The sequence below is a fragment of the Pseudoalteromonas 'SMAR' genome (genome assembly GCF_048515945.1).
Lineage (GTDB): Bacteria > Pseudomonadota > Gammaproteobacteria > Enterobacterales > Alteromonadaceae > Pseudoalteromonas.
Genome location: NZ_JBLWMW010000020.1, coordinates 16,088 through 40,023, shown reverse-complemented (window position 1 = coordinate 40,023; position 23,936 = coordinate 16,088). Strand labels below are relative to the sequence as shown.

Genomic DNA, 23,936 nt, shown 5'->3' with positions numbered 1-23,936 from the left:
TGCCATCCAAATTGAATGAATGAGGTGCGTCGGTGTCTACTATCTTGGTTGCACAAAGCAATGACACGCAATTAACAACACAACAAAAAATGCTTGAAGAACAGGGGTATGACGTTGAATTATTAAGGGAAATAGGGCAAATAAACGGTTACGCAGGGAAATCAATCAGTGGTGTTGTGCTCGATCAAGCTATCGCTTCGGTTCCCAGCTGTGACTCAATTAGTCAATTTCGACAAAAATTTAAAGCGCCAGTGATCATCAGCCTAGACAGTCACGATGAAGATGTCCACAGTTTGTTTTTAGAGCTCGGTGCTGATGAAGTCATCGCCAAAGACGCCAAACCCCGACTTTGGCGTGCCCGTCTAGATGCTTTATTGAAACGGCAACTACCCTATGAAGAGGAGTCGCAACCTGAACAACTGAGTTTTGGTCAACTCCACATTGATAAAAACACTCGTCGAGTGAGCTTTGCGCAAGAGCGCATTGACTTGACTACCCATGAATTTGAATTGCTATGGCTATTGGCCAGTCAAGCAGGCAAAGTGGTCAAGCGTGAATTTGTCTATGAACAAATCTTGGGTAAATATTATCGCCCAGACACTCGCACCATTGACGTCAGAATTTCTCGCTTACGAAAAAAATTACACGATAACCCCAGTCGCCCTGAGAAAATCAAGACTATCTGGCGACAAGGTTATTTATTTGTAACCGATGTGTGGAATTAAAACACGGCTGGGTGGTTTTTGAGCAACAACCTATTGTTTTGTTCTAATAATTGATTTACTTGTCCCAGATCAACTGCGGCTTATTTTTTAGACATAAATCCATTGCTACGGGTTTATGTCTTTGTTTTATATGTACCTCTTAGTTTTCTTTCTTTTCTTTATGCACTAAAAAAGAGCGAAATGTTAGCAGAATTGTTATTTCTACAATGCAAATAATATTGATTGCTATTTACGTATGTGTATACTTTGCACCTAGTTATGAAAATATAACCATAATTAGTCTTAAAGGAACACAATAATGGTACTTAGAAAGTCTCTGTTAAGCTCAGCAATTTTAGCTGCTACGTTAGGTTTAACCGCATGTGGTGGCTCAAGCAGCAACTCAAACGATAATAACGACGACAACACTACGACTCCGCCACCGGCCACTAACGCGGCACCGACTATTTCAGTAGATAACGCCAGCATTACTGAAGATAAGCTAGGTGCGGCCGTTGCGAATGTTTCTTTCTCAGACGACAGCGACGCGGTGAGTGAGTTGACCTTTACTGTGTCAGACAATCGCTTCGAAGTGGTGGATGGAGTGTTGAAACTAAAAGCGTCTAACGCCCTGAACTATGAGCAAGTTGCAGGCGGCGCAGTGAATGTCAAAGTGACAGCAACAGACAGTGAAGGCGAGAGCACCGAGGCTGACATCGCGGTTGCCGTGACGGACGTAGAAGCAACAGCAGGGGTGAACTTATACGCCTTCAACAACGCCAATGGTGAGTCGAGTGTGGCTTACTCTGGTCAGGTTGCTCGTCACGCTGCAATGGTTCAAATCAAGAGCCTAATGGGTAAATTGAACAACGAAACCGTAGGCGCAGCTGAAGGCCAAAAAACAGCGGCCGCGGCCATCACCGAAATTAAAAGCTTTTTACTGACTAATGACAGCATCCTCGAAAACACCTTAGGTTTCGCTGAAAGCGTGAATGCGGAGCAAACCACCCTAGGTGCGATTTCAGGTTCATTGAAAAAAGTCGCTGGTGAAGGCGGTAAAATCGCCGGTCGTGACGCCACCTACATGCACAAAGATTGGATCCAAGAAGGCACTATGGTGGGCTGGTCTGAGTTTGGTAGTCAAGCAAAAACACCAGAAGGCCTAGCGCTACACTTTGTTGACCTACTCGAAGCGCAACTTGAAATGTTTGAAAGTGGCTCTAGCATCACGGCAGAGCACAATGGGCATTCAGTGACGCTAAACAAGCTTTACGTCACGCCTGAAGGTCTTGATTTAGCGCAATTGGTACAGAAGCACCTTAACGGTGCGGTAGCACTTTCTCAAGGTGCCGATGACTACCTAGATGAGCTACTTATTGGTGATAAATCAGCCGACAACTCAGCCCTTGCTGAAGGTAAAGACTACACTGAGCTAGAGCATAAATTCGACGAAGGCTATGGCTACTTTGGCGCCGCGATTAACTACCTAGAATACAGCGACGATGAAATCGCTGGTAAAGGTGGCCGTGAAGAGTTTGGCAATGGCTACAATGACTTTGATGGTGACGGTAAAATCGACCTGAACTCAGAGTACAACTTTGGTAACTCAACCAACGCGGCAAAACGTGACCGTGGCACGAAAGGCAATGCTCACCCAACTGACTTCACTGCGCAGGCACAGTTAGCGTTTATTGAAGCACGTAAGCTTATCAACGATAACGTAGGTACTGACGTAGCACAGTGGGCAACTGAAGACCAAGAGCGCCTAGAGGCACTGCGCGATCAAGCTATCTTAGCGTGGGAAAAATCAATTGCAGCGACCGTGGTACACTACATCAATGATACAATCTCTGATGATGACGGTGACATTTTCGATATTGCCTCAGGTGACTTTACTGCTGAGCAGTTCTACACCGTGGCGAAGCACTGGTCAGAAATGAAAGGCTTTGCCCTTAACTTCCAGTTTAATCCGCATTCTCCAGTAACGGCGGAAAACTTTGCTAACATCCATGAATTGATGGGCGATAAGCCAGTCTTATCAGCGGATGGGGTTGACGCTTACAAAGCCGACCTAGAGCAAGCCCGTGATATTATTGCAGCTGCATACGGTTTTGATGTCGAGAATGTTGCTAACTGGTAATAGCCACACCCACTTATAACGTTGAGAAGGTTAGCCGTTTTGCGGCTAGCCTTTTGTTGTATATGACTAACAGAGAATGCAAATGAAAGTGTATAAACGTTTAAGCGCCGCTGCCGTGGCTGTCACGCTAGCACTCACAGGTTGCGGCGAAAGTACCTCAAGTAGCCAGGGTCCTGCTTTTCAAGACAATGACACGCCTGATACAGGTAATCCAACCACACCAACGCAGTTTGATGAAGCGGCCTTGGTGAGCAATTTAGTTAACAATGTACTGACCCCAGCCATCGAGCAATTTAATGCCCTTGCCACCGAGCAGCAGCAACAGGTTGGCAATTACTGTGCCGCGGAAAAATCAGCGGCAGACGATACGGCGTCATTACGCACGTTAGCCCAAGACAGCTGGCGCGATACCATGGTCAGCTGGCAATACGTCGAAATGATGCAAATGGGCCCACTCACCGCCAATAGCAAAGAGCTCAAGAACAATATCTATGTATGGCCGGCCACGGGATCACTTTGTGCCCTAGACCAAGATGTTGCCTACTTCGAAGACGGTGTTATCAATGGCGACAGCGATAGACCTTATGTGCTTGAAGAGCGTACCGCCAATCGTAAAGGCTTGACGGCACTTGAGTACCTTTTATTTAGCGATGAGCTTAATCATCACTGCACCACGGCCAACACCGCGTTAGCAACCTGGAATACCCGCCCAGAGCAAGAACGTCGCATTGCCAGATGTGAATTTGCCACGGCAGTTGCCCAAGATATCGAAGGGCACAGTGAAACCTTGTTATCGCGCTGGAATGGCGACCAAGGCTATGCCGCCAAGCTGCTGAATGCAGGTGGCCCAGGCTCTCCTTTCGATACACCGCACCTAGCGCTGAATGAGATCTCAAAAGCGTTATTCTACATGACCGAAGAGTTAAAGGATGGCAAGGTAGCAACACCATTGGGTTTAGGTTTTCCAAACGCCTGTGGTTTAGAGGCTTGTCCTGAAGCCGTAGAGTCTCCGATTGCGGAGCATTCTAAAGAAAACTTACTTGCCAACATTCGTGCCTTTAAACAGATTTTCACCGGCCAGGGCAGTGACAGCGATAATACCCTAGGCTTTGATGATTTTCTCGATGCCGAAGATGGCAGCGATGTTAAAGCACGCATGTTAGAGGGATTAGCCGCAGCAGAAGCGACCTTAATGGCGATGCCTGCCAGCTTACAGCAAGAATTGGCAAATAATCCTGAAAACGTAACGCAAACACACACGGACGTAAAAGTCGTAACGGATGAATTAAAAGCGGACTTTATTGAAAAGCTCGCCTTAGAACTTCCACAAACTTCGGCAGGTGACAATGACTAAGCGTATGAACATGAAAAAATCTTTACTGGCAGTGGCAACCGCCTTGGCTATGCCATATGCCATTGCGGCCGATGATAATGCCGATATCGAGCACATTTCGATTATTAGCCACCACGATAAGCTACGCAAAGAAGCCGGCTCGGCAACCTTGTTGTCAGAAGCGCAGCTAGAGGAATACGAATACGACGACATTCACCGTATTTTGGCTAACGTGCCGGGTGTCAATATTCGTGAGGAAGATGGTTACGGGCTGCGTCCTAACATTGGCTTTCGTGGTGTGACGCCTGAGCGTAGTAAAAAGATTACCATTATGGAAGATGGGGTGTTAATCGGGCCGGCGCCATATTCCGCTCCCGCAGCGTACTATTTCCCAGTGACCACGCGCATGACCGCAGTGGAAGTGTTTAAAGGTCCTGCAGCTATCCAACATGGCCCTCAGACTGTGGCTGGCGCACTGAACTTAGTTACCAGACAAGTTCCTGAGTTTACCGAAGGTGGCTTAGATGTGGCGGCAGGCAGTGATGGTTACAGTAAAGCCCATGGTTATTATGGCTCGGTGGTGAATAATGTTGGCTTCTTATTTGAAGCAGTTAATTTACAAGCCGATGGCTTTAAAGAGCTAGACAATGGCGGTGATACCGGGTTTGAAAAAAATGATTTTCTCGCCAAGTTCAATTACAAACTAAGCCAGGGCGATTTAAACCACACCTTTGGCCTTAAGCTGAGTTACGCCGATGAGCTGTCGGATGAAACCTACTTGGGGCTAACGGATGAAGACTTTGCGGCGAACCCGTATCGTCGTTATGCCGCCACGCAGCCTGCCGAGATGGATACCAAACACACCCAAGTGATGTTTTCACACCTCCTTGAAGGGAGTGGCTTTGATGTCATCACGCGCCTTTATCGCAATGATTACGAGCGTGCTTGGTTAAAACTCAACGGCATTGGTAGCAGTGGTGGGCCATCGTTGTCCAAGGTGTTGGCCAATCCAGCAGATTTCGCTGATGAATACGCTGTTATCACTGGCAGCCGAGACTCAGTGATTGCCGGTTCAAACTTATTCTTAACCATGGGCACCAACGACCGTGAATACTTTTCTCAAGGTGTACAAGTTGATGCCGATGCTACCGTGTCGCTATTTGGTTTAGAGCACGATGTCGCTGTAGGTGTGCGCTTTCACGAGGATGAAATTGAACGTAAGCACTTTGAGCAAGCATATGCGATGGAATCTGGCATCCCGATGTTGGTGGAAGGCTCCAAGCAGTTCGCCTCACTGAACTCAGAAAACACCAAAGCTTGGTCTGTTTATATTGAAGATAAAGTGCAACTGGATGCCCTGACTTTAGGGGTTGGCTTACGTGGTGAGCTGATGGACATGTACTATCAAGACAACAAAGATGCCGATCGCTGGATTGATAAAACCACGCGTATTTGGCTACCCAGTGTCAGTGGCTTTTATCAGTTATCTGAGGATGCCGGATTATTGTTTGGTGTACACCAAGGCTTTATCCCGTCGTCACCGCAGCAAGATCCGAATTTAGAACTTGAGAAAAGTATTAACTATGAGTTTGGTGGTCGCTTTAATGATGGCGTAACGCAATTTGAGGTGGTTAGCTTCTTTAATGATTACGACAATCTCAATGAAACCTGCGGCCAGTCAAACTGTGGTGTTAATGATCAACAAGGGCGTCAGTTCAGTGGTGGTGAGGCCAGCGTGTATGGCCTAGAGATGCAGTTTGCCCAGCGCTACCCATTAAACCTGCAGGTAGACATTCCGTATAGCTTTACCTATACCTACACCAAAGGGGAGTTTGAAAGTGAGCAATTCACTAAATTTGCGCAATGGGGCCACATTAAAGACGGTGATGAACTGCCGTATTTACCAGATCATCAAGCGACCTTTAACATTGGTCTAGCAGCGAATGACTGGAAAATTAATTTAGCAGTGAAGTACATAAGCTCAATGTCGGAATCGGCAGGCCGTAGCTGGGTATTATACGATGCCAGCGGTCAAACGGAACTGGACAGCTATGAGCTGCCACTGGAATCGTCAAAAGTGCCGAGCGCGACCATTGTGGATTTATCAGCAAGCTATGAACTGGGCCGTTATGGCCAAATCTATGGCAAAATAGATAACCTGTTCGATGATGCTGAAATCGTCAGTCGTCGCCCGTATGGCGCTAGACCAGGTAAACCAAGACAGGTTAGCCTGGGCTATAAATATCGCTTTTAAAAAATAAAGGCATGGGGCTCAATGCGGTGGCTTGAGCCCCAATTTGCGATTAATATATGGTAATCGCACAGCAACACGATTTACTCTGGAACTCCTATGTTAGAGCAATTATGGCAAAGCATTGTTGAACTCCCAGGCTATCTTTTCGATGCCAATAAGAGAGTGTATTTGCCATACTTGTTGAGTGCTGTGGTGATGGCACTGCCGGTGTATTACGCCAGTGAAAAAGTTCGTTCCAGCAAGGGCTTTGTTAAGTTCTTATTTCCCAAACAGGTCTGGTGGTGTCAAAGCGCTAAGCTGGACTATTGTTTGCTGATCACCAATCGGCTCATTAAAGCGGCCACCTTTACTCCTATTGTGTTAACCATGGTTCCCATTGCCATGGGCTTATCGGATGGTTTTGAGCACCTATTTGGCCCTGCTTTGCATCTCGATGCGCCGTCTTGGCTAGTGATCACCATATTTACTTTGATGCTGTTTTTAGTCGATGATCTAACGCGTTTTTTGTTGCACCTGATGCTTCATAAAGTTCCTTTTCTGTGGGAATTTCACAAGGTGCACCACTCAGCGAAAGTGCTGACACCGTTTACGATTTATCGCTCTCATCCTGTGGAGAGTTATCTATATGCTTGTCGTATGGCGCTAACTCAAGGGATTGTGGTGGGGTGTGGCTATTATGTCTTTGGTGACACCTTGAGTATGTATGACATTCTTGGCGCCAATGCCTTTGTCTTTTTGTTTAATATTTTTGGTGCCAATTTGCGTCACTCCCATATTTGGTTTAGTTGGGGTGACCGGCTCGAAAGTTGGTTTATCAGCCCAGCACAGCATCAGGTGCACCACAGTGACAATCCGGCGCACTTTGATAGTAACTTAGGCTCGGCGCTGGCGATTTGGGATCGTCTCTATGGCTCTTTGATCAAAGCCTCTGAAGCGGGGAAAGTGTCGATTGGTGTTGGCCAGTACGATGCTGGGCATGATTCACTCAGTGCCATTTATCTAAAACCAATTAAGCTTGCAATGAAAACATTAGTGCCGAAAAAGCCTGTAAAACCGATAGTAGAAAAGCAATTGAAGAGAAAATAGGCTGACGACGGGCATTGTCAGCCTATTGTGGGAGAGTAGGCTCCCTAATTTTTTTAGTGCAATTGGGTGGCTGATTTGGTGCGGTAGAATCCCAATTCATTTAATTTTTCAATTAACTTAGGATCATCTAAGCGACTCGGAGTCTCTTGCTCGCGCAAGAAGTGATCCGTCGGAACGGCATGTAAATCGAGCATTTTATGGAATAAAACGTTACGGATTGTTAGCCCTGTCATGCCTTCGTCCTGAATAGCATCCAGCTTGTCTTGAAGGTCTGAAAATGGTGCTGCTTTAACATCGTCTACGGCTGCAGAAAATTGACCATTCGATTTGTTTTTAAACATACGGCCTCCAAAGAGAGTTTGTTCACAATCCAGTGACATTGACTTACATTAACCAAAGTCACTATTTTATGTGTATAAAATAGTGACTTAGGTCAATTCCAATGCGTTCAGTTTACTCCGAAGTGGGATGAAATTGCTAATACCGATGTAAAGCTTTGTAAATCGAATAATGCGGTCAACGCCATAATATTTTATACGTCTAGACGTAACTTTCTGATATGCAGGTGGAAATGGTTCTCAGTACCATTTAAGGTACTGAAAACTCGCAGTTAAATTAAGAAAATAATTTTTCTTTGACGTGTTCAGCAAAGCCACTACCGGCTTCTAGATAGAAGTTATAGGTTGAATCCACCCCCATATCTTCAAGCTCTTTTTGCTGATCTGGGTAGTTAGCAATGGCGGTGACTTGGCCGTCGTAGCCGGATGCTTTTAACTGCTCCAGGGCATAAATGTTCTGCATGTGCTTGGGCATGGCCAGCATGACCATTTCTACTTCTGAGTGGTTAACCCGTTGCCAAAAGTCAGGGTCGGTGGCATCCGCCGTAAGCACTCGTCTGCCTCGCGAGACATGTTTATCCACCACTTCTGGTTTGATATCAACGCCGGCAACGGTATCGGGAAAACTGGCTTGAATGGTCTCGTAGGCACCGGTACCAATTCTCCCCATGCCAAAGATCACCACCTTGGTATTAGTCAGGTTAACGGGCATTTCCTCTTCTAAGCGATCATTGCTTTCAAACTTTAATAGCCAAGGTTCAAGCTTGACGTAAATTTCATTGGCGCGTTTGTTAATTGGTGAAGCGATGACAAAGGTAATGGAAACAGCTATGGCCACCACTGCCAACCAATCCGCCGCAATCAAACCAGAGGCCGAGGCGACCGCACAGACAATCAAGCCAAACTCGCTGTAGTTGGTGAGCGTGAAGGCGCTCAATAAAGAGGTCCGGGCGCGCAGCTTAAACATATTAGTAAAGGCGTAGTACAGTGACACTTTTAGCGGCAATACCACAATTAATAATAGCGCAATGAGCAAGGCATCCAGGGTGATGGTGGCATTTAAACCAATGTTAAGGAAAAAGCCCACTAATAAAATGTCTTTTACATTCAGCAGTGCTTTGGAAAGTTCACCTGCTTTTTTGTGTGGTGCAAAAATCATCCCCATGATCAGAGCGCCCAAGTCGCCTTTTAAACCGGCAAACTCAAAAGCGTGATAACCCGCAACCAGGGCAAAGAAAAAGCCAAACAATGGCAGTAGCTCACCATGTTTCGAGCGGCTTAGCACCCAATACATCAGGGGCCGTACCAAGGGGAGTGCGACCAGCAGTGCCAGTGCCCACATATTAGGGGCTTTGCCAGTGCTGACTGCAAGAAAGATCACGGCAAAGATATCTTGCATAACTAAGATACCAATGGATATCTTACCGTGCAGACTCGACATTTCGCCACGCTCTTCCAGTACCTTGACGGCAAAGACGGTACTGGAGAAGCTAAACGCAAAGCCAACCAGCAGTGCACTTTGCCAATCTAAGTCGGTAAATAGCGGCAGACTCATGGCGCCCAGCATCAGCAATAGGCCAGCAAAAAACGCGCTGCTGGTGATTATGTGCATGGTGGCAGGGGCCCAGACTTGGGGTTTAAGCAAGTTACCGACTCGCAGTTTTAACCCTATGCTAAACAGCAATAAGGTGACACCCAAGTCCGCTAACTGGGTTAACAAATCAGTTGTTTGATAGCCCAGCAAGTTGAGCACAAAACCGGCCATCAAAAAACCAATCAGTGGCGGCAGTTTTAATTGATAAACCGAAAAGCCACACGCAAATGCGACAGCAAAATAGAGCAGTTCCATAAAATCTTACTTTTATCCAAGATATAACCAGTGTATCAAAACCTTATGATATATAAATTAGAAATTTTCGCTGACAAGTCGGAGCAAATGTGGTTATGATGCTGTTAAGGACATACCGGACAGGAGACGTAATGTTTAAAAAGATCCTCGCATCAGTCGGTATCGGTGCAGCAAAAGTTGATACTGTATTAGAAACTGAACATTTGCATCCTGGGCAAAAGTTTCAGGCGCAGATAATTATTAAAGGTGGCGACGTTAGCCAAGAAATTTCAGGTCTTGAACTGGCGTTAATGACCCGCGTTAAAGTAGAAGGTGAAGACGGTGAATACTTCACTAACCACGTGATTGACCGCTGGCGTGTGGGTGACCAATTCACCATCGCACCGGGAGAAGAGAAGGTAATCCCTTTTGAAGCAAGGCTTCACTCTGAAACCCCAATCACTGAAATAAACGCAGGCTACAACCGCTGTCACGTGTGGGTTGATACCGGTTTAGATATCGACTTGGCGCTTGACCCTTCAGACAAAGATGCCTTGCATATTTACCCTAATGAAGCGGTCAAAGCCTGCATGACAGCAATGGAGCGTTTAGGTTTTCAGCTTGTTAAAGCCGATGTTGAAAAAGGCTATTTAAGAGCGACCGAGTTTCAATCGGTTTCCGGTTGTTATCAAGAGTTGGAATATCGCCCTAACACCCGTTCGCTATTTGGACTGCAAGAAATTGAGCTGTCGTTCGTCCCTGAGGCGCACCGCACTCATGTGCTGATTGAGCTAGACCGCGCATTTCGCGGCGATGGCTATGTCGACTTAACCATTGAGCACGATCACGTCAATATTTCACAGCTGTGCGACCAGCTAGAACGCTTATTTTCGTAACAAGACATAGAAAGCACCAAGCGCCCACGCATGGGCGCTTTTTTTGTTTTTAATATAGGTAAATAATACCGTTACTAAAACAGGGGAGAATACGATGAACTGGCACGCAAAAACGTATGCGCAGCTTTCTAAAGACGAACTTTATGCTATTTTTAAAGCAAGGGTCGATGTTTTTGTGGTGGAGCAGAACTGTCCATACCCAGAAATCGATGACATCGATATTGCCGACCATACCCAGCATCTTTTTTTACTGTCAGGCAATGAACTGATGGCGTACGCCCGTTGTTATCGTAAATCAGACACTTGTGCGGCAATCGGTCGGGTGTTAGTGGCCGTGCCAGCAAGGGGCAAAGGAATTGCAAAAAATTTGATGCTGCGGGCCATTGAATGCTGTGAGCAACACATTGCGCACCAACAACTTGAGATCGCCGCGCAGTGCTATTTAGACGGCTTCTACACCGAGCTGGGCTTTGTAAAGCAAGGGGAGGAATACCTCGAAGATGGTATTCCTCATCAAGACATGGTGCTGCGAAAAAGTACTGCTAAATAAACCGTTAGCAGCTGTGGTTAGATTGAGTTTAAAAACACCGCAGCGATGGCCAATGGGCAAACAAAGCGGATGTACCATGGCCATACTTTCCAAAATAGGCTGCTTGCCACTTCTGGGCAGCCTGTTTCAATCTCTTTAAGTAACTTAGCACGATGCCACATCCAACCCACGAAAATACAACACATCATACCTAGCAGTGGCTGGCCAAATTTGGTGGTGAGTGTCACCACAAAGCCAAACAACGACTCCAAATTAAATAGAATAGTGAGACTGACAATTGTGATAAGCGCGCCTATTAGCCAGGTTGCTTGAATACGGCTAAGAGCGAAGCGTTCCACCGCGTATGACACCGGCGCTTCCAACATAGAAATGGACGAAGTCAGTGCGGCAATGCTCATTAAGGCAAAAAAGGCAAAGCTAACAAATAGGCCGATATAGCCCATGCTATCGAACAGCGCCGGTAACACTTGGAATACTAGGGTGTCTTCTTTAAGCAAACTGCCGTCGGCGGCAAAGATTTCTACCCCTTGTGCCTGAGCTACGTACATGGCTGGGATGATAAGCAGGCCTGCAACAAAGGCAATAAAGACATCGATTAGCGTGACCAGTGCCCCTAACGAAACCAAATTTTCGCGTTTACTAATGTAGGAGCCATAAATAATCATCACACTGGTACCTAGGGAAAGTGAGAAGAAGGCTTGACCCAAGGCATCGACCAATAACTGTGGTTGTAGCACCGATGAAAAGTCCGGCACTAGGTACACTTGCAATCCGGTTAACGCGCCATCTTGCGTTAGCACATAAGCAATGAGCATAAAGAGAATACCCAGCAAGGCTGGCATCAAGCGTTTTGACCACTTTTCGATACCGTTTTCCACCCCTTTGCTAATGATCAGTACGGTCAGGGCAATAAAGCCGGCGGTGAAAATAATATTACGCGACAACGACGAGTCTTCTAACCAGTGCTGCGCGCCAGAAAGCGCAGTCAACTCAGCCACCGGCTCAAGTGTGGCGCTAAACATCCAGCCTGCCACAATGGCATAAAAGCTGAGGATTAACCCGGCGCAAATAATGCCACCAAAGCCCACTACAAACGCCAATTTACTTTGCCACGCTGAGCGCGTAAGTTTACGTAATGAAGAAACGGCATTCGCTTGGCCGTGACGACCAATAACAAGCTCTGCCATCAATGCTGGGTATGCTAAGCAAAATGCTAACACTAAATACACTAAGACAAACGCAGCACCGCCATTAGATGCGGTTTGTGTTGGAAAGCCCCAAATGTTGCCCAGACCGACTGCCGAACCGGCGGCAGCCATAATAAAACCAAAGCGAGAGCTAAACTCTCCTCGGATATTGCTCATAATTATTATACTTCTCTAATTTTTGCTAACGGCTCAGACAATCTACTGTAATTAAAAGGAAATAAAAAGAGTAAATTTCTTTGATTTAACACAAGGTTATGGCTGAAATTTCGCCGTAACTAAGGTGTTGCACTAACAGCGGTGAGTTTAGTTCATAAGTTAATGTTTTCACGTTTAATTTTTTCACAAAGTGAGGAGCAGTGTAGTGTCATATTTACAGCTATTATTTTTCTTTACATGGCAGGAATAAGGTAAATTTTGCCCCGCCTAAGCGCTGTGATTGACCGACTTTAGCGTAGCCATGGTGCCAATCCATCACTTTGGCGACAATAGCCAACCCTAGGCCATAGCTTTTTTCGCCGCGGTTGCGGTGAGTTTGCTCTTGGAAAAAGGGGCTAAATACTTTGTCCCAATTGCTTTGCTCAATGCCTGGGCCGTCGTCTTCAACGTGGATCAGTAGGCAGTTGGGTTGTTGCTCGGCACTAATGTGTAATTGTTGCTGGGCAAAATCGCACGCGTTACTGATGAGGTTGCTAATGGCTCTGGCAAGCCAATGTAAATCGCCATTGATGTGTATTTCTGCGGCAACGTCTAGGCTGCTATTAAGCTGATTACTGTGCAGCTTAGGCTGCATTTGCAGCAAGATCTCTTTAAGGTAAGGGTGCAGCTCAGTAGATTGTGGTTTAAGCAGGTGGGACTTTTGTTCTAAAGTGGCAAAAGCCAAGTAACTTGAAAGCATGCCTTCCATTTGGTCTAAGTCTTTTTCCATGCGCGTAAGGTAATGGTGAACGGCCTCTAAGTCGTGTTCTTCTAGTGCGGCATCGAGACCGAATCTAAGGCAGGCGACTGGCGTGCGTATATCGTGAGACAAACTCGACGCCATCAGTTTATTCTCAGCGATTAACTGCTCAATTTGGTTGGCCATGCGGTTAAAGGTATTTTCTAAATCGCCAATGTAAGTAAAGTGACTTTTGTTAATTCGGGCGCTGAGATCGCCACTGGCAAAGCGTTTTGCCGCGGTATTGAGTACAATGAGACGCTTCACTAATGGCGACAAGATAAACCATAAAATGGCACCAATGCCGCCGTAAAATAATAACGTCAACACCACGTCATACTCGGCTTGAGGTGTGTCTGGTGACCATTCAAGCTCGATAAAATCCGGAAACAAGGTGGCGTTGGTTTTTAGTAAATACACACTTTCATTTTCAATGACCAAACCACTAGGTTGCAACATTTGCTGTTTTAACTCCAGCGGCATGGCTAAGGTCTCACCTTGTTTAAAGGCAACATTAACCTCGAACTGTTGTGCTAATGCTTCGGTAAGTGCTTGACGCTTAGCTTCTGGGACTTTAGACACTTGTTCAGCAAAGCCAGAGATGAGCTTACTTTGCCATGCAAAGCTGTTGTCGGCGGGAGCGGTTTGTTGATTAAAAATATCAATGACCCAGCCTAACGCCACAATGGAAATTAACGCGCCAGCCAAGAGATATAAATACAGTTTTTTCACACAGTACTCATCATGCTGCTAAATTACCAAGCAGAGGGAACCAATAAGTAGCCTTTGCCCCAAACCGTTTTTATTTTGTCCGGGTTTTGCGGGTCATCACCGAACTTTTTTCTTAGCGCTGAGATAAGCACATCGACACTGCGGTCTAAGCCATCATATTCACGGCCTTTGGTTGCCTTAAATACGGCGTCTCGTGACACCACTTCGCCGGCATGACTGGCTAAAAACTGTAATAGTAAGTACTCGGCGCTGGATACGGTGACGGCTTGTTCGCCAACGCAAACACGGCGAGCTTGAGTATCAATGCTCAATTGACCAACTTTGATTTGATGCGCTGTGTTTGGGGTTTCTGCTGGAGCTTCTTGTGCGCTTCTAACGTTGGCTTTTATCCTGGCTAATAATGCTCGTGGTCGCACTGGTTTGATAACATAGTCGCTGGCGCCCACTTCAAGGCCAATGACTTCATCCATTTCTTCGTCTTTGGCGGTGAGCATGATCACTGGTTTATGGTAAAACTGGCGTAAATCACGACAGACACTGATACCATCTTTACCGGGTAACATAACATCCAACAATACCAAGTCCGGATTCAGCGTTTTTACCTGCTCTACCACTTCATCACCACGGTAGCAGCAGTGGGTTTTGTAGCCCTGATTATCTAAGTATTCAGCGACCCATTGTGCTAGTGAAGCGTCATCCTCAACCAGTAAAATTGTGCCATATTGTTCCATGCTTTCACTCCAAACTTACTCTGTTGCCCAGCCGAGTATAATTCTTTGACCATGTTTGTCTGTAAGTAAGTGTAAGTATTCGTGTAGCTGCCAGAGCGTTATACCAATTCGCTTAATTAAGCGAGTATTAATGCGGATTGGTATTACTTCACATTCAACTTTTCAATTAAGCTTTGCGCTAAATGCAGTTGCATATCAGCACTTAAGGCTGAAACTTCGGTTTGGGTGCAGGCACCTGCAGTTTTCTTTAGCGCGGAAATCTTTTTCTCGATCTTGTATGGTGGCAAAGAAACCGGGTTACTACTGCGTGCTTGTCTTGCCTGTTCGGTATTTTGCGCCGCAATAAAGGCTTTTACTTCTTGCTCGTTGGTGATGGTTTCTACTTCATTGAAAGTAAACTGCAGTGGGATACCTTGGAACCCCGCGCTGTCTATTGACGACTTGGCAAACCACACCACATCTGAAGAGGCTTGATGTGCTAACCTCATGCTCACTGCGGCAACAATATTACTGCACTGAAAGGCTGGAGTGTTTTGCGCCAGCTCGGCGATGTAAGGGTGCGGGTTTTTGGGTCTGTCCAGGGCATAGGTTTTATTGGCGGCAAAGTCCAAATCAAGCTGGTTGATGGTTAAGGTATAAGCCGCTTGTGGATGACTCACCACGTTTAACCCTTTTTGCTGCAACATCTTGCTGATTTCAGTTTTTAGGGTGTCGGTGAGGCTAACCTTATCCGCATTAATATACACACTGTCGCCACTAGCTAAAGGGTGAGCCGGAAGCTGCACCGACTTGATGCGAGCGGAGTTGAGCTCGGTACTATAGCTAATTTGGTACACAGACTTTTGCAATAGCGGTTTTTTCGGCAGCGTTAACTTCGGCGCCAACGGCGTCGTGGTCACACATCCAACAAGCAAGGTGGTACAAAGAGCTGCTAGCACTAAACGCATTAAAATACCTCAATTAAACAGTTATTTTTTATATTTTCGTGAGTTGTGCCAATTCATCATGTTAGTATGGCAAGCGAGTGTTAATGAAATGAGTCATTATGAAGTCGCTAATTCTCACAATCGTCGGCGTTCTTTGTCTAAGTTGGTCGCAACTTGGACTAGCAAACGCTGCCAACGAACAATGGTCACAATTTTTAAAGCGCTATTCTAAGCAAGTCGAGCGCAAACTAAAAGAAAAATCGATACCCGGTGCGGCTTTGTCGATCGTGCATATGCAACACGGTAGTTATGCTGTGGGGTTTGGCCGTACCAAAAGCCGTTCAGGTCGGGCGGTGGATGCCAATACGCGATTTCGCTTGGCGTCGGTATCAAAAACCTTTGCCGGCAGCCTAACCGCCAAACTAGCCAGCGACGGATATTTTGCCATTGATGATAAAGTATCACGCTACTTACCTGAAATTGCACACGGCGATTACCAGCAGGTTAAATTATATCATTTACTAAGCCACTCCAGTGGTTTGGTACCGAATGCCTACGATAATCTTATTGAGTCCCGTATGGATTATCCGCAAATTGTTGAACGTTTATTGCAGGTAAAAGCCTTATGCCAACCTGGTGACTGTTACGGTTATCAAAATGTGATGTTTAGCTTGATTGGCGATGTAATTAAACAAGCCACCCAAATGAGCTATCAACAATGGTTAGATGAGTTTATTTTTGCGCCGTTAAATATGCATGATGCCGGCCTCGGTTATGAACATATGACTTTGGATGACAACTTTGCCTGGCCTCACGTTCGTGGCCGCAAGCGTTGGCACACAGCAAGATTAAAGCAGCACTATTATAAAGTGTTGCCAGCAGCTGGGGTGAACGCCAGTGCCAGTGATATGTCGCAATGGTTAAAAGCGCAATTGGGCTTGTATCCAAATGTGTTGTCACCCGACGCACTTAGCAAACAATCGGTTCCCTACACCTTGACCAAACGCGAGTTAAGAAGGCGGGTGTGGCGCAAACACGTTGAAGAGGCCTATTATGGCTTAGGCTGGCGAATTTACCGCTACGATGGTCAATTACTTTATTATCACAGTGGCTGGGTGCAAGGCTATCGCACCGATGTGGTGGTGATCCCAAGCTTGGGGATTGGTTTTAGTTTACTGCTTAATGCTGAAAGTGGTGTCATCAATCAATTAACCAATGACTTTATTGTGCAAGCGTTAAAGGTGAAAGAGCGGTTGTTACCAGTGCTAACGGAGCAAGAAATTGCAGAGATTAAGGCTGAGGAGCAGGCGCTGTTAAAGGCAGTGGTGTCTTCATCACAGAAGACACCAAATGAGTAGGGTTACTGGCGAGGCAGTTGAATTTTTTTGTCTTCGCTTTGGCGATACAACACGATGATGTGGCCAATGCTTTGTACTTTGTGCGCTTTGGTCTCGCGAACGATGGCTTCAAAAATTAACTGCTTGGTTTCACGGTCATTGGTCGGTACTTTTACCTTAATCAATTCATGAATATCGAGATTTTGCTCAATTTCCGCCATGACGCCTTCTGTTAGGCCATTAGCGCCAAGAAGAACTACTGGGTTTAAGTCGTGAGCCAGCCCTTTTAGGAACTGCTTCTGTTTATTTGATAAGGTCATATTGATACAATCTTATTTATTAAAAGGCTTGAATTATCGATATTCTAACGCCATCTAGACAATATTACTAATGAGTTGTAGTTAATATGGCAAATAAAAAACATTCCGCCAGTTCGAAACGTTGGTTAAAAGAGCACGTAGAAGATCCCTATGTTCATGAGGCACAAAAACGCGGTTACCGTTCTCGTGCGGTGTTTAAGCTTGAAGAGATCCAACAAAAAGATAAATTAATCCGCAAAGGCATGACGGTGGTGGACTTAGGTGCTGCACCGGGGAGTTGGTCGCAATACCTGGCAGAAGAAGTAGATATTAATGGTCAAGTTATTGCCTGTGATATTTTGCCTATGGATTCCTTGGCTGGAGTCGACTTTTTGCAAGGGGATTTCAGAGAAGAAGCTGTGCTGGATGCCTTGTTAGATAGAATTGACGGCAAAAATGTCGATGTGGTGTTTTCAGACATGGCGCCTAATATGAGTGGCAACATGACAGTCGATCAATCAGGCAGTATGTACTTGGTTGAGCTAGCACTGGATATGTGTCACCAAGTTTTAAAGCCAAACGGCGCATTTGCTGTTAAGGTGTTTCAAGGCGAAGGCTTTGATCAATTCGTACAAGAAGTACGTAAATGCTTTAAGGTGGTGAAGATCCGCAAGCCTAAAGCGTCACGACCACGTTCGCGTGAAGTTTATATAGTGGCGACGGGCTACAAACTGTAGTACAGTTGGAAAGCATCAAGTTGAATTTAAATTTTTTGGATACATGAGGTTAACTCCTTGAGCGATATGGCTAAAAATCTAATACTCTGGTTGGTTATAGCGGTTGTACTGATGACCGTATTCCAGAGCTTTAACGGTGGCGAACAATACGATCGTCAAACGAGTTACACACAGTTTGTAAAGGATGTGCGCAGCGGCTCTGTGAGAGAGGTCAGTATTGACCGTCAAACAGGGGTGATCAGTGGCGTACGTTCAAGCGGCGACCGCTTTCAAACCGTGATACCATTGACTGATTTAGACTTGGTTAATGACCTATTAAAGAACGATGTCAACATCAAAGGTGTGGCGCCTGAGGAGCAATCTTTCTTAGCCAACATCTTTATTTCATGGTTCCCAATGTTGTTATTGATCGGGGTATGGATTTTCTTCATGCGCCAGATGCAAGGCGGCGGTGGTAAAGGTGCCATGTCGTTTGGTAAAAGCAAAGCCCGGTTAATGAGTGAAGATCAGGTGAAAACCACTTTCTCAGACGTCGCTGGCTGCGATGAAGCCAAAGAAGACGTGACTGAGCTGGTTGACTTCCTACGCGACCCATCGAAATTCCAGAAACTTGGCGGCAGCATTCCCAAAGGCGTGCTAATGGTAGGTCCTCCTGGTACTGGTAAAACGCTATTGGCAAAAGCGGTGGCGGGTGAAGCGAAAGTGCCATTCTTTACCATTTCAGGTTCGGACTTTGTGGAAATGTTCGTGGGTGTTGGTGCTTCTCGAGTTCGAGACATGTTTGAGCAGGCCAAAAAAGCCGCACCATGTATTATTTTCATTGATGAAATCGATGCCGTAGGCCGTAAGCGTGGCGCTGGTATGGGCGGTGGTCACGATGAACGTGAGCAAACGCTAAACCAAATGCTAGTGGAAATGGATGGTTTTGAAGGCAATGAAGGCATCATTGTGATTGCTGCTACTAACCGTCCAGACGTGCTTGACCCAGCGCTGTTGCGACCAGGACGTTTTGACCGCCAAGTGGTGGTGGGATTGCCTGATATTCGTGGCCGTGAGCAAATCCTTAACGTACACATGCGCAAAGTACCACTTGATGACAATGTTGAAGCATCAGTTATCGCCCGTGGCACACCAGGTTTCTCTGGTGCTGACCTTGCCAACTTAGTTAACGAAGCGGCGTTATTTGCTGCTCGTGGTAATAAGCGCAAAGTGAGCATGGCCGAATTTGATGCCGCCAAAGATAAAATCATGATGGGTGCAGAACGTAAGTCCATGGTGATGAGCGAAGAAGAAAAAGAGATGACGGCATACCACGAGGCGGGTCACGCCATCGTTGGTCGCTTAGTACCAGAGCACGACCCGGTGTATAAAGTCTCTATTATTCCTCGCGGTCGCGCGCTGGGTGTAACCATGTATCTACCAGAGCAAGACCGAGTAAGTCATTCGAAACAGCACTTAGAATCCATGCTATCCAGCTTGTATGGTGGCCGTATCGCTGAGGCCATTATCTATGGTGACGACAAGGTCACAACCGGTGCCAGTAACGACATAGAACGCGCTACTGACATCGCGAAGAAGATGGTGACGCAATGGGGCTTAAGTCCGAAGTTAGGGCCACAAATGTACCTTGAAGAGCAAGGTGAGATGTATATGGGTGGCGGCTCGCACCGCATGGCCGGTATTTCTGACGAGACTGCAAAACTGATTGACGCGGAAATAAAAGACTTTATTGATCGCAATTACAATCGTGCTGAACAAATTTTAAAAGATAACATTGATATCTTGCATAGCATGAAAGATGCGCTAATGAAGTATGAAACCATTGATGCGCTGCAAATTGATGACTTGATGGAACGCCGTGATGTCCGCCCACCACGTGACGCGCATGACAGCAAACCAGAGAAAAAAGAAGCGCAACCTAAAGTTGAAGAAAAGCCAGAATCAAAGGCCGAAGAGCCGCAAAATGATAATGGCAATGACAGTTCATCAAATTCAGAGCTTGATGACAAATCATAACATTAGGTAGAATACTACAGCCCCGAGCGATCGGGGCTTTTTTGTATCAATCGCTGTGTGCTTTTATCTCTGCGTCATGAGTTACTAATGACACACTAGAGCATTGAGCAATTGATATTTAACCTTACCCTCGATACCGAAACTCATAAACAATGAAATAATAATAGGTATAATATGTACGAGCTTCGTTTACCAAGATCACGTAGGCTAGCACTCTCTCAGCCACAAGTGATGGGGATCCTGAACGTAACACCGGATTCGTTTTCTGATGGTGGCCAATTCAATCACCTCGATAATGCCTTGCAACAAGCACAAAATATGTTAGCGAATGGCGCGACGATATTAGATATTGGTGGCGAGTCAACACGACCTGGTGCGCCCGATGTGGCATTAGCCGAAGAGCTTGACAGGGTGATCCCAGTGATTAAAGCGGTGCGAGCAAGTTCTGATTGCGTTATCTCTGTTGACACTAGCAAGGCCGAAGTGATGCAACAGGCAATCGAGGCGGGAGCAGACATTATTAATGATGTGCGTGCATTACAAGAACCTGGAGCACTCGATGTTGCTGCTCGCTATCCTGAGGTTCCTATTTGTTTAATGCATATGCAGGGGCAACCTAGATCGATGCAAAATAACCCCCATTATGATGACTTATTTTCAGACATCAGTCAGTTTTTTCGCGCTAGGATAGCCGCATGTGAAGCCGCTGGAATAGATAAAGGTCGATTGATCTTAGACCCAGGGTTCGGTTTTGGTAAAACACTTGCCCACAACTTTGCATTATTGGGTGGTCTTAAGGCGTTTAGTACGTTTGGCTTACCCATCCTTGCAGGACTTTCAAGAAAGTCAATGTTTGGGCAATTACTCACTCGGGATACTCATGAACGTTTGCCGGCCAGTTTGGCTGGTGCCTTGCTTTGTGCACAGCAAGGAGCGAACATTATTCGCGTTCATGATGTGAAAGAAACAAACGACGTAATTAACGTATGGTTAGCGTCGGTCAATGGAGTTACTCAATGACAACAAGAAAGTACTTCGGTACAGATGGTGTAAGAGGCATGGTGGGCGAGTTTCCCATTACCCCTGAATTTGCAATGAAATTAGGTTGGGCTGCAGGTAAGGTTTTATCTGAACGTGGCACCAAAAAAGTCATTATCGGCAAGGATACGCGTATCTCAGGCTACTTGTTAGAGACGGCATTAGAAGCTGGACTCATAGCCGCAGGCATTAACGTGGTCTTACTTGGACCAATGCCTACCCCAGCAGTGGCATATTTATCGCAAACGTTTCGAGCTGAAGCGGGGATTGTGATCAGTGCCTCACACAACCCATATCATGATAACGGTATAAAGTTTTTTGCTGGTGATGGTCGCAAATTGCCGGATGAAGTTGAGCTGGCCATTGAGGCTAAGCTGGATGAGCCTATGACTTGCGTCGCTTCTGAAAAATTGGGTAAAGCTAAGCGTTTAGAAAGCGCTGATGGCCGTTACATTGAATTTTGTAAGAGCCAATTTCCCAAAGAACTTTCACTGGAGGGATTAAAAGTGGTATTGGATTGTGCCAATGGCGCAACCTACCATATAGCTCCGAGTGTGATGCGCGAGTTGGGTGCCGAAGTGATCCCCACAGCCTGTGAGCCGAATGGGGTTAACATTAACGATAATTGCGGTGCAACTCACGTCGAAGCATTGAAAAAGGCTGTGCTAGAACATCAAGCTGATGTGGGTATTGCCTATGATGGCGACGGTGACCGAGTAATGATGGTGGATCACGATGGTCATGTGTTCGATGGCGACGATATTGTTTATATCATTGCATGTCAAGCAGACAGCGATGGCAACTTAGGTGGTGGTGTGGTCGGAACGGTTATGTCGAATATGGGTCTGGAAAACGCATTAAAAGCCCGCGGCATTGCCTTTGCGCGCAGCAAAGTCGGCGATCGCTACGTGATGGAGTTATTAGGTGAAAAAGGCTGGAAGATCGGCGGTGAAAGTTCTGGCCATGTGTTGAACCTAGACCTGATCAGCACCGGTGATGGCATTGTCTCTAGCCTGCAAGTGTTAGCCGCCATGGTGGCGCAAAATAAAACCCTAAAAGACTTAGGGGAAGGTTTTAGCAAATATCCGATGAAGATGATCAACGTGCGTTACAGCACCGCAGCGGATCCCACAGAGCAACCATCAGTGAAAGCCGTGGTTGCTGAAGTTGAAGCGCAATTGGCTGGTAAAGGTCGTGTCTTGTTACGCAAGTCAGGGACTGAACCGGTGGTGCGTGTTATGGTGGAAGCGCAACAGCAAAAGCAGGTCATCGATTTTGCTCAGAAAATAGCTGAAGTTGTTGAAACTGTGAGCAATTAAACCAAATAACGAATTTATTTCTTGTAACTTGGGGTGAGTAGCGGTAGTATCTCACCCGCTTTCTACTGCGGAGTATCGTATGTCATCTAGAAAGCCAATTGTCGCTGGTAATTGGAAAATGAACGGCTCGAAAAGCCTAATTAACGACATTGCTGCGTCACTAAATGGTCAAACGTTTCAAGCTGATGTGATTGTTTTCCCTCCTGCAATGCTTATTGAGCAAGCAGCCAATCAGGGACTCACCGTTGGAACGCAGACTGTATCAGAGTACGAAAAAGGCGCCTACACAGGGGAAACCCAAGCGGCACTTGCCAAATCTCTTGGGGCAACGTATACACTGGTTGGACACTCAGAACGCCGCGCTATTTATGGCGAAAGCGACACTGATGTGGCAAACAAGTTTGGTCATGCTCAACAGCACGGTTTGACACCTATTTTGTGTGTTGGTGAGACCGAAGAAGAAAGAGAAAGTGGCCTTACAGAAGAGGTTGTCGCAAGACAGATAAATGCCGTTATCAGTAAATTAGGTATAGCGGCACTGGCAAACTCTGTGATAGCATACGAGCCGGTTTGGGCTATTGGCACAGGTAAGACAGCGTCTCCTGAGCAAGCACAAGCGGTACACAAATTTATTCGTGATTTGTTAGCAAAACAAGACCAACAAATTGCGATGGCATTGCGACTTTTATATGGTGGCAGTGTAAATGAACAAAACAGTGAATTATTATTCGCACAACAGGACATAGATGGCGGACTTATCGGCGGTGCAAGCCTTAAGCCTGAAAGTTTCAAGGCCATCTGTCAAAGTGCAAAAGGATAAGTAAATGTACGAAATTCTAATGGTTGTTTACTTAGTTGTGGCATTAGCATTAATTGGTATGGTGCTAATCCAGCAAGGTAAAGGCGCAGATATGGGGTCATCGTTCGGTGCTGGCGCATCGTCAACTGTGTTTGGCTCGTCTGGTGCTGGTAACTTTATGACTAAGTCAACAACGGTTTTAGCAACGATCTTTTTCGTATTAAGCATCGTGCTTGGCAACCTGACCACAGGTCAGATCAAAAAGAGCGATGAGTGGGAAAACCTAGAAGCGCCAGCCGCGACAACGGCGCCTGCTGCTAGCGACGTTCCAGCTTCAGAAGAAAATCCAGCTTCTGATATTCCTAACTAAATCTAGGAAAACACCGAATTTGCGAATGTGGTGGAATTGGTAGACACGCCATCTTGAGGGGGTGGTGGCTTCGGCCGTGGGGGTTCAAGTCCCCCCATTCGCACCAAATAAAAAAACCAGCTACGGCTGGTTTTTTTTCGTCTGCAAAACATGGCTGCAAACCTCTTGGCCAATTTGAGAATGAACCTGAACAATACTTCCCTTGGTCAAAGTCAAATAACCTCTGTAGATCAATGCGTTAATTTAAATGGAAGCGGATTAGAATAATTAACCTTATCTGTACTTATTTTGGTTACGGTATCCTCAAAACTAATTTTTATTAAATAATTATTTCATTTTAGAGTGGTTGTGACTATAATGC

At 46.0% G+C, this 23,936-nt stretch carries 21 protein-coding genes and 1 tRNA gene; 15 read left to right on the top strand and 7 right to left on the bottom strand.

Annotation, left to right across the window (positions count from 1 at the left end):
- Positions 1-32 precede the first annotated feature (32 nt).
- The 5 genes from ACNKW2_RS10125 (at position 33) to ACNKW2_RS10105 (ending at position 7,517) form a co-directional block, all read left to right on the top strand.
- Entirely contained in the window at positions 33-725 is a 693-nt protein-coding gene (locus tag ACNKW2_RS10125; protein WP_419148447.1) for a winged helix-turn-helix domain-containing protein, read from the top strand.
- A 298-nt stretch (positions 726-1,023) separates the two neighbouring features.
- Positions 1,024-2,844, top strand: coding sequence for a DUF4856 domain-containing protein (locus tag ACNKW2_RS10120; protein ID WP_419148446.1), 1,821 nt, complete (start codon positions 1,024-1,026; stop codon positions 2,842-2,844).
- Between the two features lie 82 nt (positions 2,845-2,926).
- Positions 2,927-4,198 (top strand): imelysin family protein, encoded by a 1,272-nt coding sequence (locus ACNKW2_RS10115; RefSeq protein WP_419148445.1) that lies wholly within the window; start codon positions 2,927-2,929, stop codon positions 4,196-4,198.
- Entirely contained in the window at positions 4,191-6,431 is a 2,241-nt protein-coding gene (locus ACNKW2_RS10110; RefSeq protein ID WP_419148444.1) for a TonB-dependent receptor family protein, read from the top strand. The genes ACNKW2_RS10115 and ACNKW2_RS10110 overlap by 8 nt, the downstream gene beginning before the upstream one ends.
- Positions 6,432-6,527: 96 nt before the next feature.
- Positions 6,528-7,517: a sterol desaturase family protein gene (locus ACNKW2_RS10105; RefSeq protein WP_419148443.1), complete on the top strand. Its 990-nt coding sequence runs from the start codon at positions 6,528-6,530 to the stop codon at positions 7,515-7,517.
- A 53-nt stretch (positions 7,518-7,570) separates the two neighbouring features.
- On the opposite strand, the gene ACNKW2_RS10100 is transcribed toward ACNKW2_RS10105, so the two are convergent.
- Positions 7,571-7,858: a hypothetical protein gene (locus ACNKW2_RS10100; protein ID WP_419148442.1), complete on the bottom strand. Its 288-nt coding sequence runs from the start codon at positions 7,856-7,858 to the stop codon at positions 7,571-7,573.
- 274 nt (positions 7,859-8,132) lie between these two features.
- Complete coding sequence (locus ACNKW2_RS10095) at positions 8,133-9,704, bottom strand: cation:proton antiporter domain-containing protein (RefSeq protein WP_419148441.1); 1,572 nt, start codon at positions 9,702-9,704, stop codon at positions 8,133-8,135.
- A gap of 131 nt (positions 9,705-9,835) precedes the next feature.
- Between ACNKW2_RS10095 and ACNKW2_RS10090 the strand changes: the two genes are divergently transcribed.
- Together ACNKW2_RS10090 and ACNKW2_RS10085 are read left to right on the top strand one after the other, a co-directional pair.
- A complete protein-coding gene (locus ACNKW2_RS10090; protein WP_419148440.1) occupies positions 9,836-10,579 on the top strand; it encodes a sporulation protein in 744 nt (247 codons plus the stop codon).
- A gap of 94 nt (positions 10,580-10,673) precedes the next feature.
- Complete coding sequence (locus ACNKW2_RS10085) at positions 10,674-11,129, top strand: GNAT family N-acetyltransferase (protein WP_419148439.1); 456 nt, start codon at positions 10,674-10,676, stop codon at positions 11,127-11,129.
- Positions 11,130-11,146: 17 nt separating this feature from the next.
- On the opposite strand, the gene ACNKW2_RS10080 is transcribed toward ACNKW2_RS10085, so the two are convergent.
- From ACNKW2_RS10080 to ACNKW2_RS10065, 4 genes are all read right to left on the bottom strand, one after another.
- Entirely contained in the window at positions 11,147-12,493 is a 1,347-nt protein-coding gene (locus tag ACNKW2_RS10080; RefSeq protein WP_419148438.1) for a sodium-dependent transporter, read from the bottom strand.
- 223 nt (positions 12,494-12,716) lie between these two features.
- Positions 12,717-14,003 (bottom strand): ATP-binding protein, encoded by a 1,287-nt coding sequence (locus tag ACNKW2_RS10075; RefSeq protein ID WP_419148437.1) that lies wholly within the window; start codon positions 14,001-14,003, stop codon positions 12,717-12,719.
- A gap of 23 nt (positions 14,004-14,026) precedes the next feature.
- The gene (locus ACNKW2_RS10070; RefSeq protein WP_419148436.1) at positions 14,027-14,734 is read right to left on the bottom strand and encodes a response regulator; all 708 of its coding nucleotides are present in this window, start codon (positions 14,732-14,734) and stop codon (positions 14,027-14,029) included.
- A gap of 143 nt (positions 14,735-14,877) precedes the next feature.
- On the bottom strand, positions 14,878-15,681 hold the full coding sequence (locus ACNKW2_RS10065) for a YajG family lipoprotein (RefSeq protein ID WP_336565943.1): 804 nt from the start codon (positions 15,679-15,681) through the stop codon (positions 14,878-14,880).
- Positions 15,682-15,779: 98 nt separating this feature from the next.
- On the opposite strand from ACNKW2_RS10065, the gene ACNKW2_RS10060 reads away from it, so the two are divergent.
- Positions 15,780-17,018 carry a serine hydrolase domain-containing protein gene (locus tag ACNKW2_RS10060; protein ID WP_419148435.1) on the top strand — a complete coding sequence of 413 codons (1,239 nt, stop codon included), beginning with the start codon at positions 15,780-15,782 and terminating at the stop codon, positions 17,016-17,018.
- Positions 17,019-17,020: 2 nt separating this feature from the next.
- Here ACNKW2_RS10060 and yhbY read toward each other — a convergent pair whose 3' ends face one another.
- Entirely contained in the window at positions 17,021-17,317 is a 297-nt protein-coding gene (yhbY, locus tag ACNKW2_RS10055) for a ribosome assembly RNA-binding protein YhbY (RefSeq protein WP_336565945.1), read from the bottom strand.
- Between the two features lie 86 nt (positions 17,318-17,403).
- Between yhbY and rlmE the strand changes: the two genes are divergently transcribed.
- From rlmE to ACNKW2_RS10020, 7 genes are all read left to right on the top strand, one after another.
- On the top strand, positions 17,404-18,033 hold the full coding sequence (gene rlmE, locus ACNKW2_RS10050; protein ID WP_336565947.1) for a 23S rRNA (uridine(2552)-2'-O)-methyltransferase RlmE: 630 nt from the start codon (positions 17,404-17,406) through the stop codon (positions 18,031-18,033).
- Between the two features lie 66 nt (positions 18,034-18,099).
- Positions 18,100-20,049 carry an ATP-dependent zinc metalloprotease FtsH gene (gene ftsH, locus ACNKW2_RS10045; protein ID WP_419148434.1) on the top strand — a complete coding sequence of 650 codons (1,950 nt, stop codon included), beginning with the start codon at positions 18,100-18,102 and terminating at the stop codon, positions 20,047-20,049.
- Positions 20,050-20,223: 174 nt separating this feature from the next.
- Complete coding sequence (gene folP / locus ACNKW2_RS10040; RefSeq protein WP_419148433.1) at positions 20,224-21,069, top strand: dihydropteroate synthase; 846 nt, start codon at positions 20,224-20,226, stop codon at positions 21,067-21,069.
- Positions 21,066-22,406, top strand: coding sequence for a phosphoglucosamine mutase (gene glmM, locus ACNKW2_RS10035; RefSeq protein WP_419148432.1), 1,341 nt, complete (start codon positions 21,066-21,068; stop codon positions 22,404-22,406). Before folP ends, glmM begins: the two co-directional genes overlap by 4 nt.
- Before the next feature lie 79 nt (positions 22,407-22,485).
- Positions 22,486-23,226 (top strand): triose-phosphate isomerase, encoded by a 741-nt coding sequence (tpiA, locus tag ACNKW2_RS10030; protein WP_419148431.1) that lies wholly within the window; start codon positions 22,486-22,488, stop codon positions 23,224-23,226.
- A 4-nt stretch (positions 23,227-23,230) separates the two neighbouring features.
- Complete coding sequence (secG, locus tag ACNKW2_RS10025) at positions 23,231-23,575, top strand: preprotein translocase subunit SecG (protein ID WP_419148430.1); 345 nt, start codon at positions 23,231-23,233, stop codon at positions 23,573-23,575.
- A gap of 21 nt (positions 23,576-23,596) precedes the next feature.
- Positions 23,597-23,681, top strand: a tRNA-Leu gene (locus tag ACNKW2_RS10020).
- Positions 23,682-23,936 lie beyond the last annotated feature (255 nt).

Excerpts from the sequence above, each read along its gene's own strand:
- ACNKW2_RS10120 (WP_419148446.1), top strand. The coding sequence starts at position 1,024 with ATGGTACTTAGAAAGTCTCTGTTAAGCTCAGCAATTTTAGCTGCTACG.
- ACNKW2_RS10115 (WP_419148445.1), top strand. The coding sequence starts at position 2,927 with ATGAAAGTGTATAAACGTTTAAGCGCCGCTGCCGTGGCTGTCACGCTA.
- ACNKW2_RS10110 (WP_419148444.1), top strand. The coding sequence starts at position 4,191 with ATGACTAAGCGTATGAACATGAAAAAATCTTTACTGGCAGTGGCAACC.
- ACNKW2_RS10105 (WP_419148443.1), top strand. The coding sequence starts at position 6,528 with ATGTTAGAGCAATTATGGCAAAGCATTGTTGAACTCCCAGGCTATCTT.
- ACNKW2_RS10100 (WP_419148442.1), bottom strand. The coding sequence starts at position 7,858 with ATGTTTAAAAACAAATCGAATGGTCAATTTTCTGCAGCCGTAGACGAT.
- ACNKW2_RS10095 (WP_419148441.1), bottom strand. The coding sequence starts at position 9,704 with ATGGAACTGCTCTATTTTGCTGTCGCATTTGCGTGTGGCTTTTCGGTT.
- ACNKW2_RS10090 (WP_419148440.1), top strand. The coding sequence starts at position 9,836 with ATGTTTAAAAAGATCCTCGCATCAGTCGGTATCGGTGCAGCAAAAGTT.
- ACNKW2_RS10085 (WP_419148439.1), top strand. The coding sequence starts at position 10,674 with ATGAACTGGCACGCAAAAACGTATGCGCAGCTTTCTAAAGACGAACTT.
- ACNKW2_RS10080 (WP_419148438.1), bottom strand. The coding sequence starts at position 12,493 with ATGAGCAATATCCGAGGAGAGTTTAGCTCTCGCTTTGGTTTTATTATG.
- ACNKW2_RS10070 (WP_419148436.1), bottom strand. The coding sequence starts at position 14,734 with ATGGAACAATATGGCACAATTTTACTGGTTGAGGATGACGCTTCACTA.
- ACNKW2_RS10065 (WP_336565943.1), bottom strand. The coding sequence starts at position 15,681 with ATGCGTTTAGTGCTAGCAGCTCTTTGTACCACCTTGCTTGTTGGATGT.
- ACNKW2_RS10060 (WP_419148435.1), top strand. The coding sequence starts at position 15,780 with ATGAAGTCGCTAATTCTCACAATCGTCGGCGTTCTTTGTCTAAGTTGG.
- yhbY (WP_336565945.1), bottom strand. The coding sequence starts at position 17,317 with ATGACCTTATCAAATAAACAGAAGCAGTTCCTAAAAGGGCTGGCTCAC.
- rlmE (WP_336565947.1), top strand. The coding sequence starts at position 17,404 with ATGGCAAATAAAAAACATTCCGCCAGTTCGAAACGTTGGTTAAAAGAG.
- ftsH (WP_419148434.1), top strand. The coding sequence starts at position 18,100 with ATGGCTAAAAATCTAATACTCTGGTTGGTTATAGCGGTTGTACTGATG.
- folP (WP_419148433.1), top strand. The coding sequence starts at position 20,224 with ATGTACGAGCTTCGTTTACCAAGATCACGTAGGCTAGCACTCTCTCAG.
- glmM (WP_419148432.1), top strand. The coding sequence starts at position 21,066 with ATGACAACAAGAAAGTACTTCGGTACAGATGGTGTAAGAGGCATGGTG.
- tpiA (WP_419148431.1), top strand. The coding sequence starts at position 22,486 with ATGTCATCTAGAAAGCCAATTGTCGCTGGTAATTGGAAAATGAACGGC.
- secG (WP_419148430.1), top strand. The coding sequence starts at position 23,231 with ATGTACGAAATTCTAATGGTTGTTTACTTAGTTGTGGCATTAGCATTA.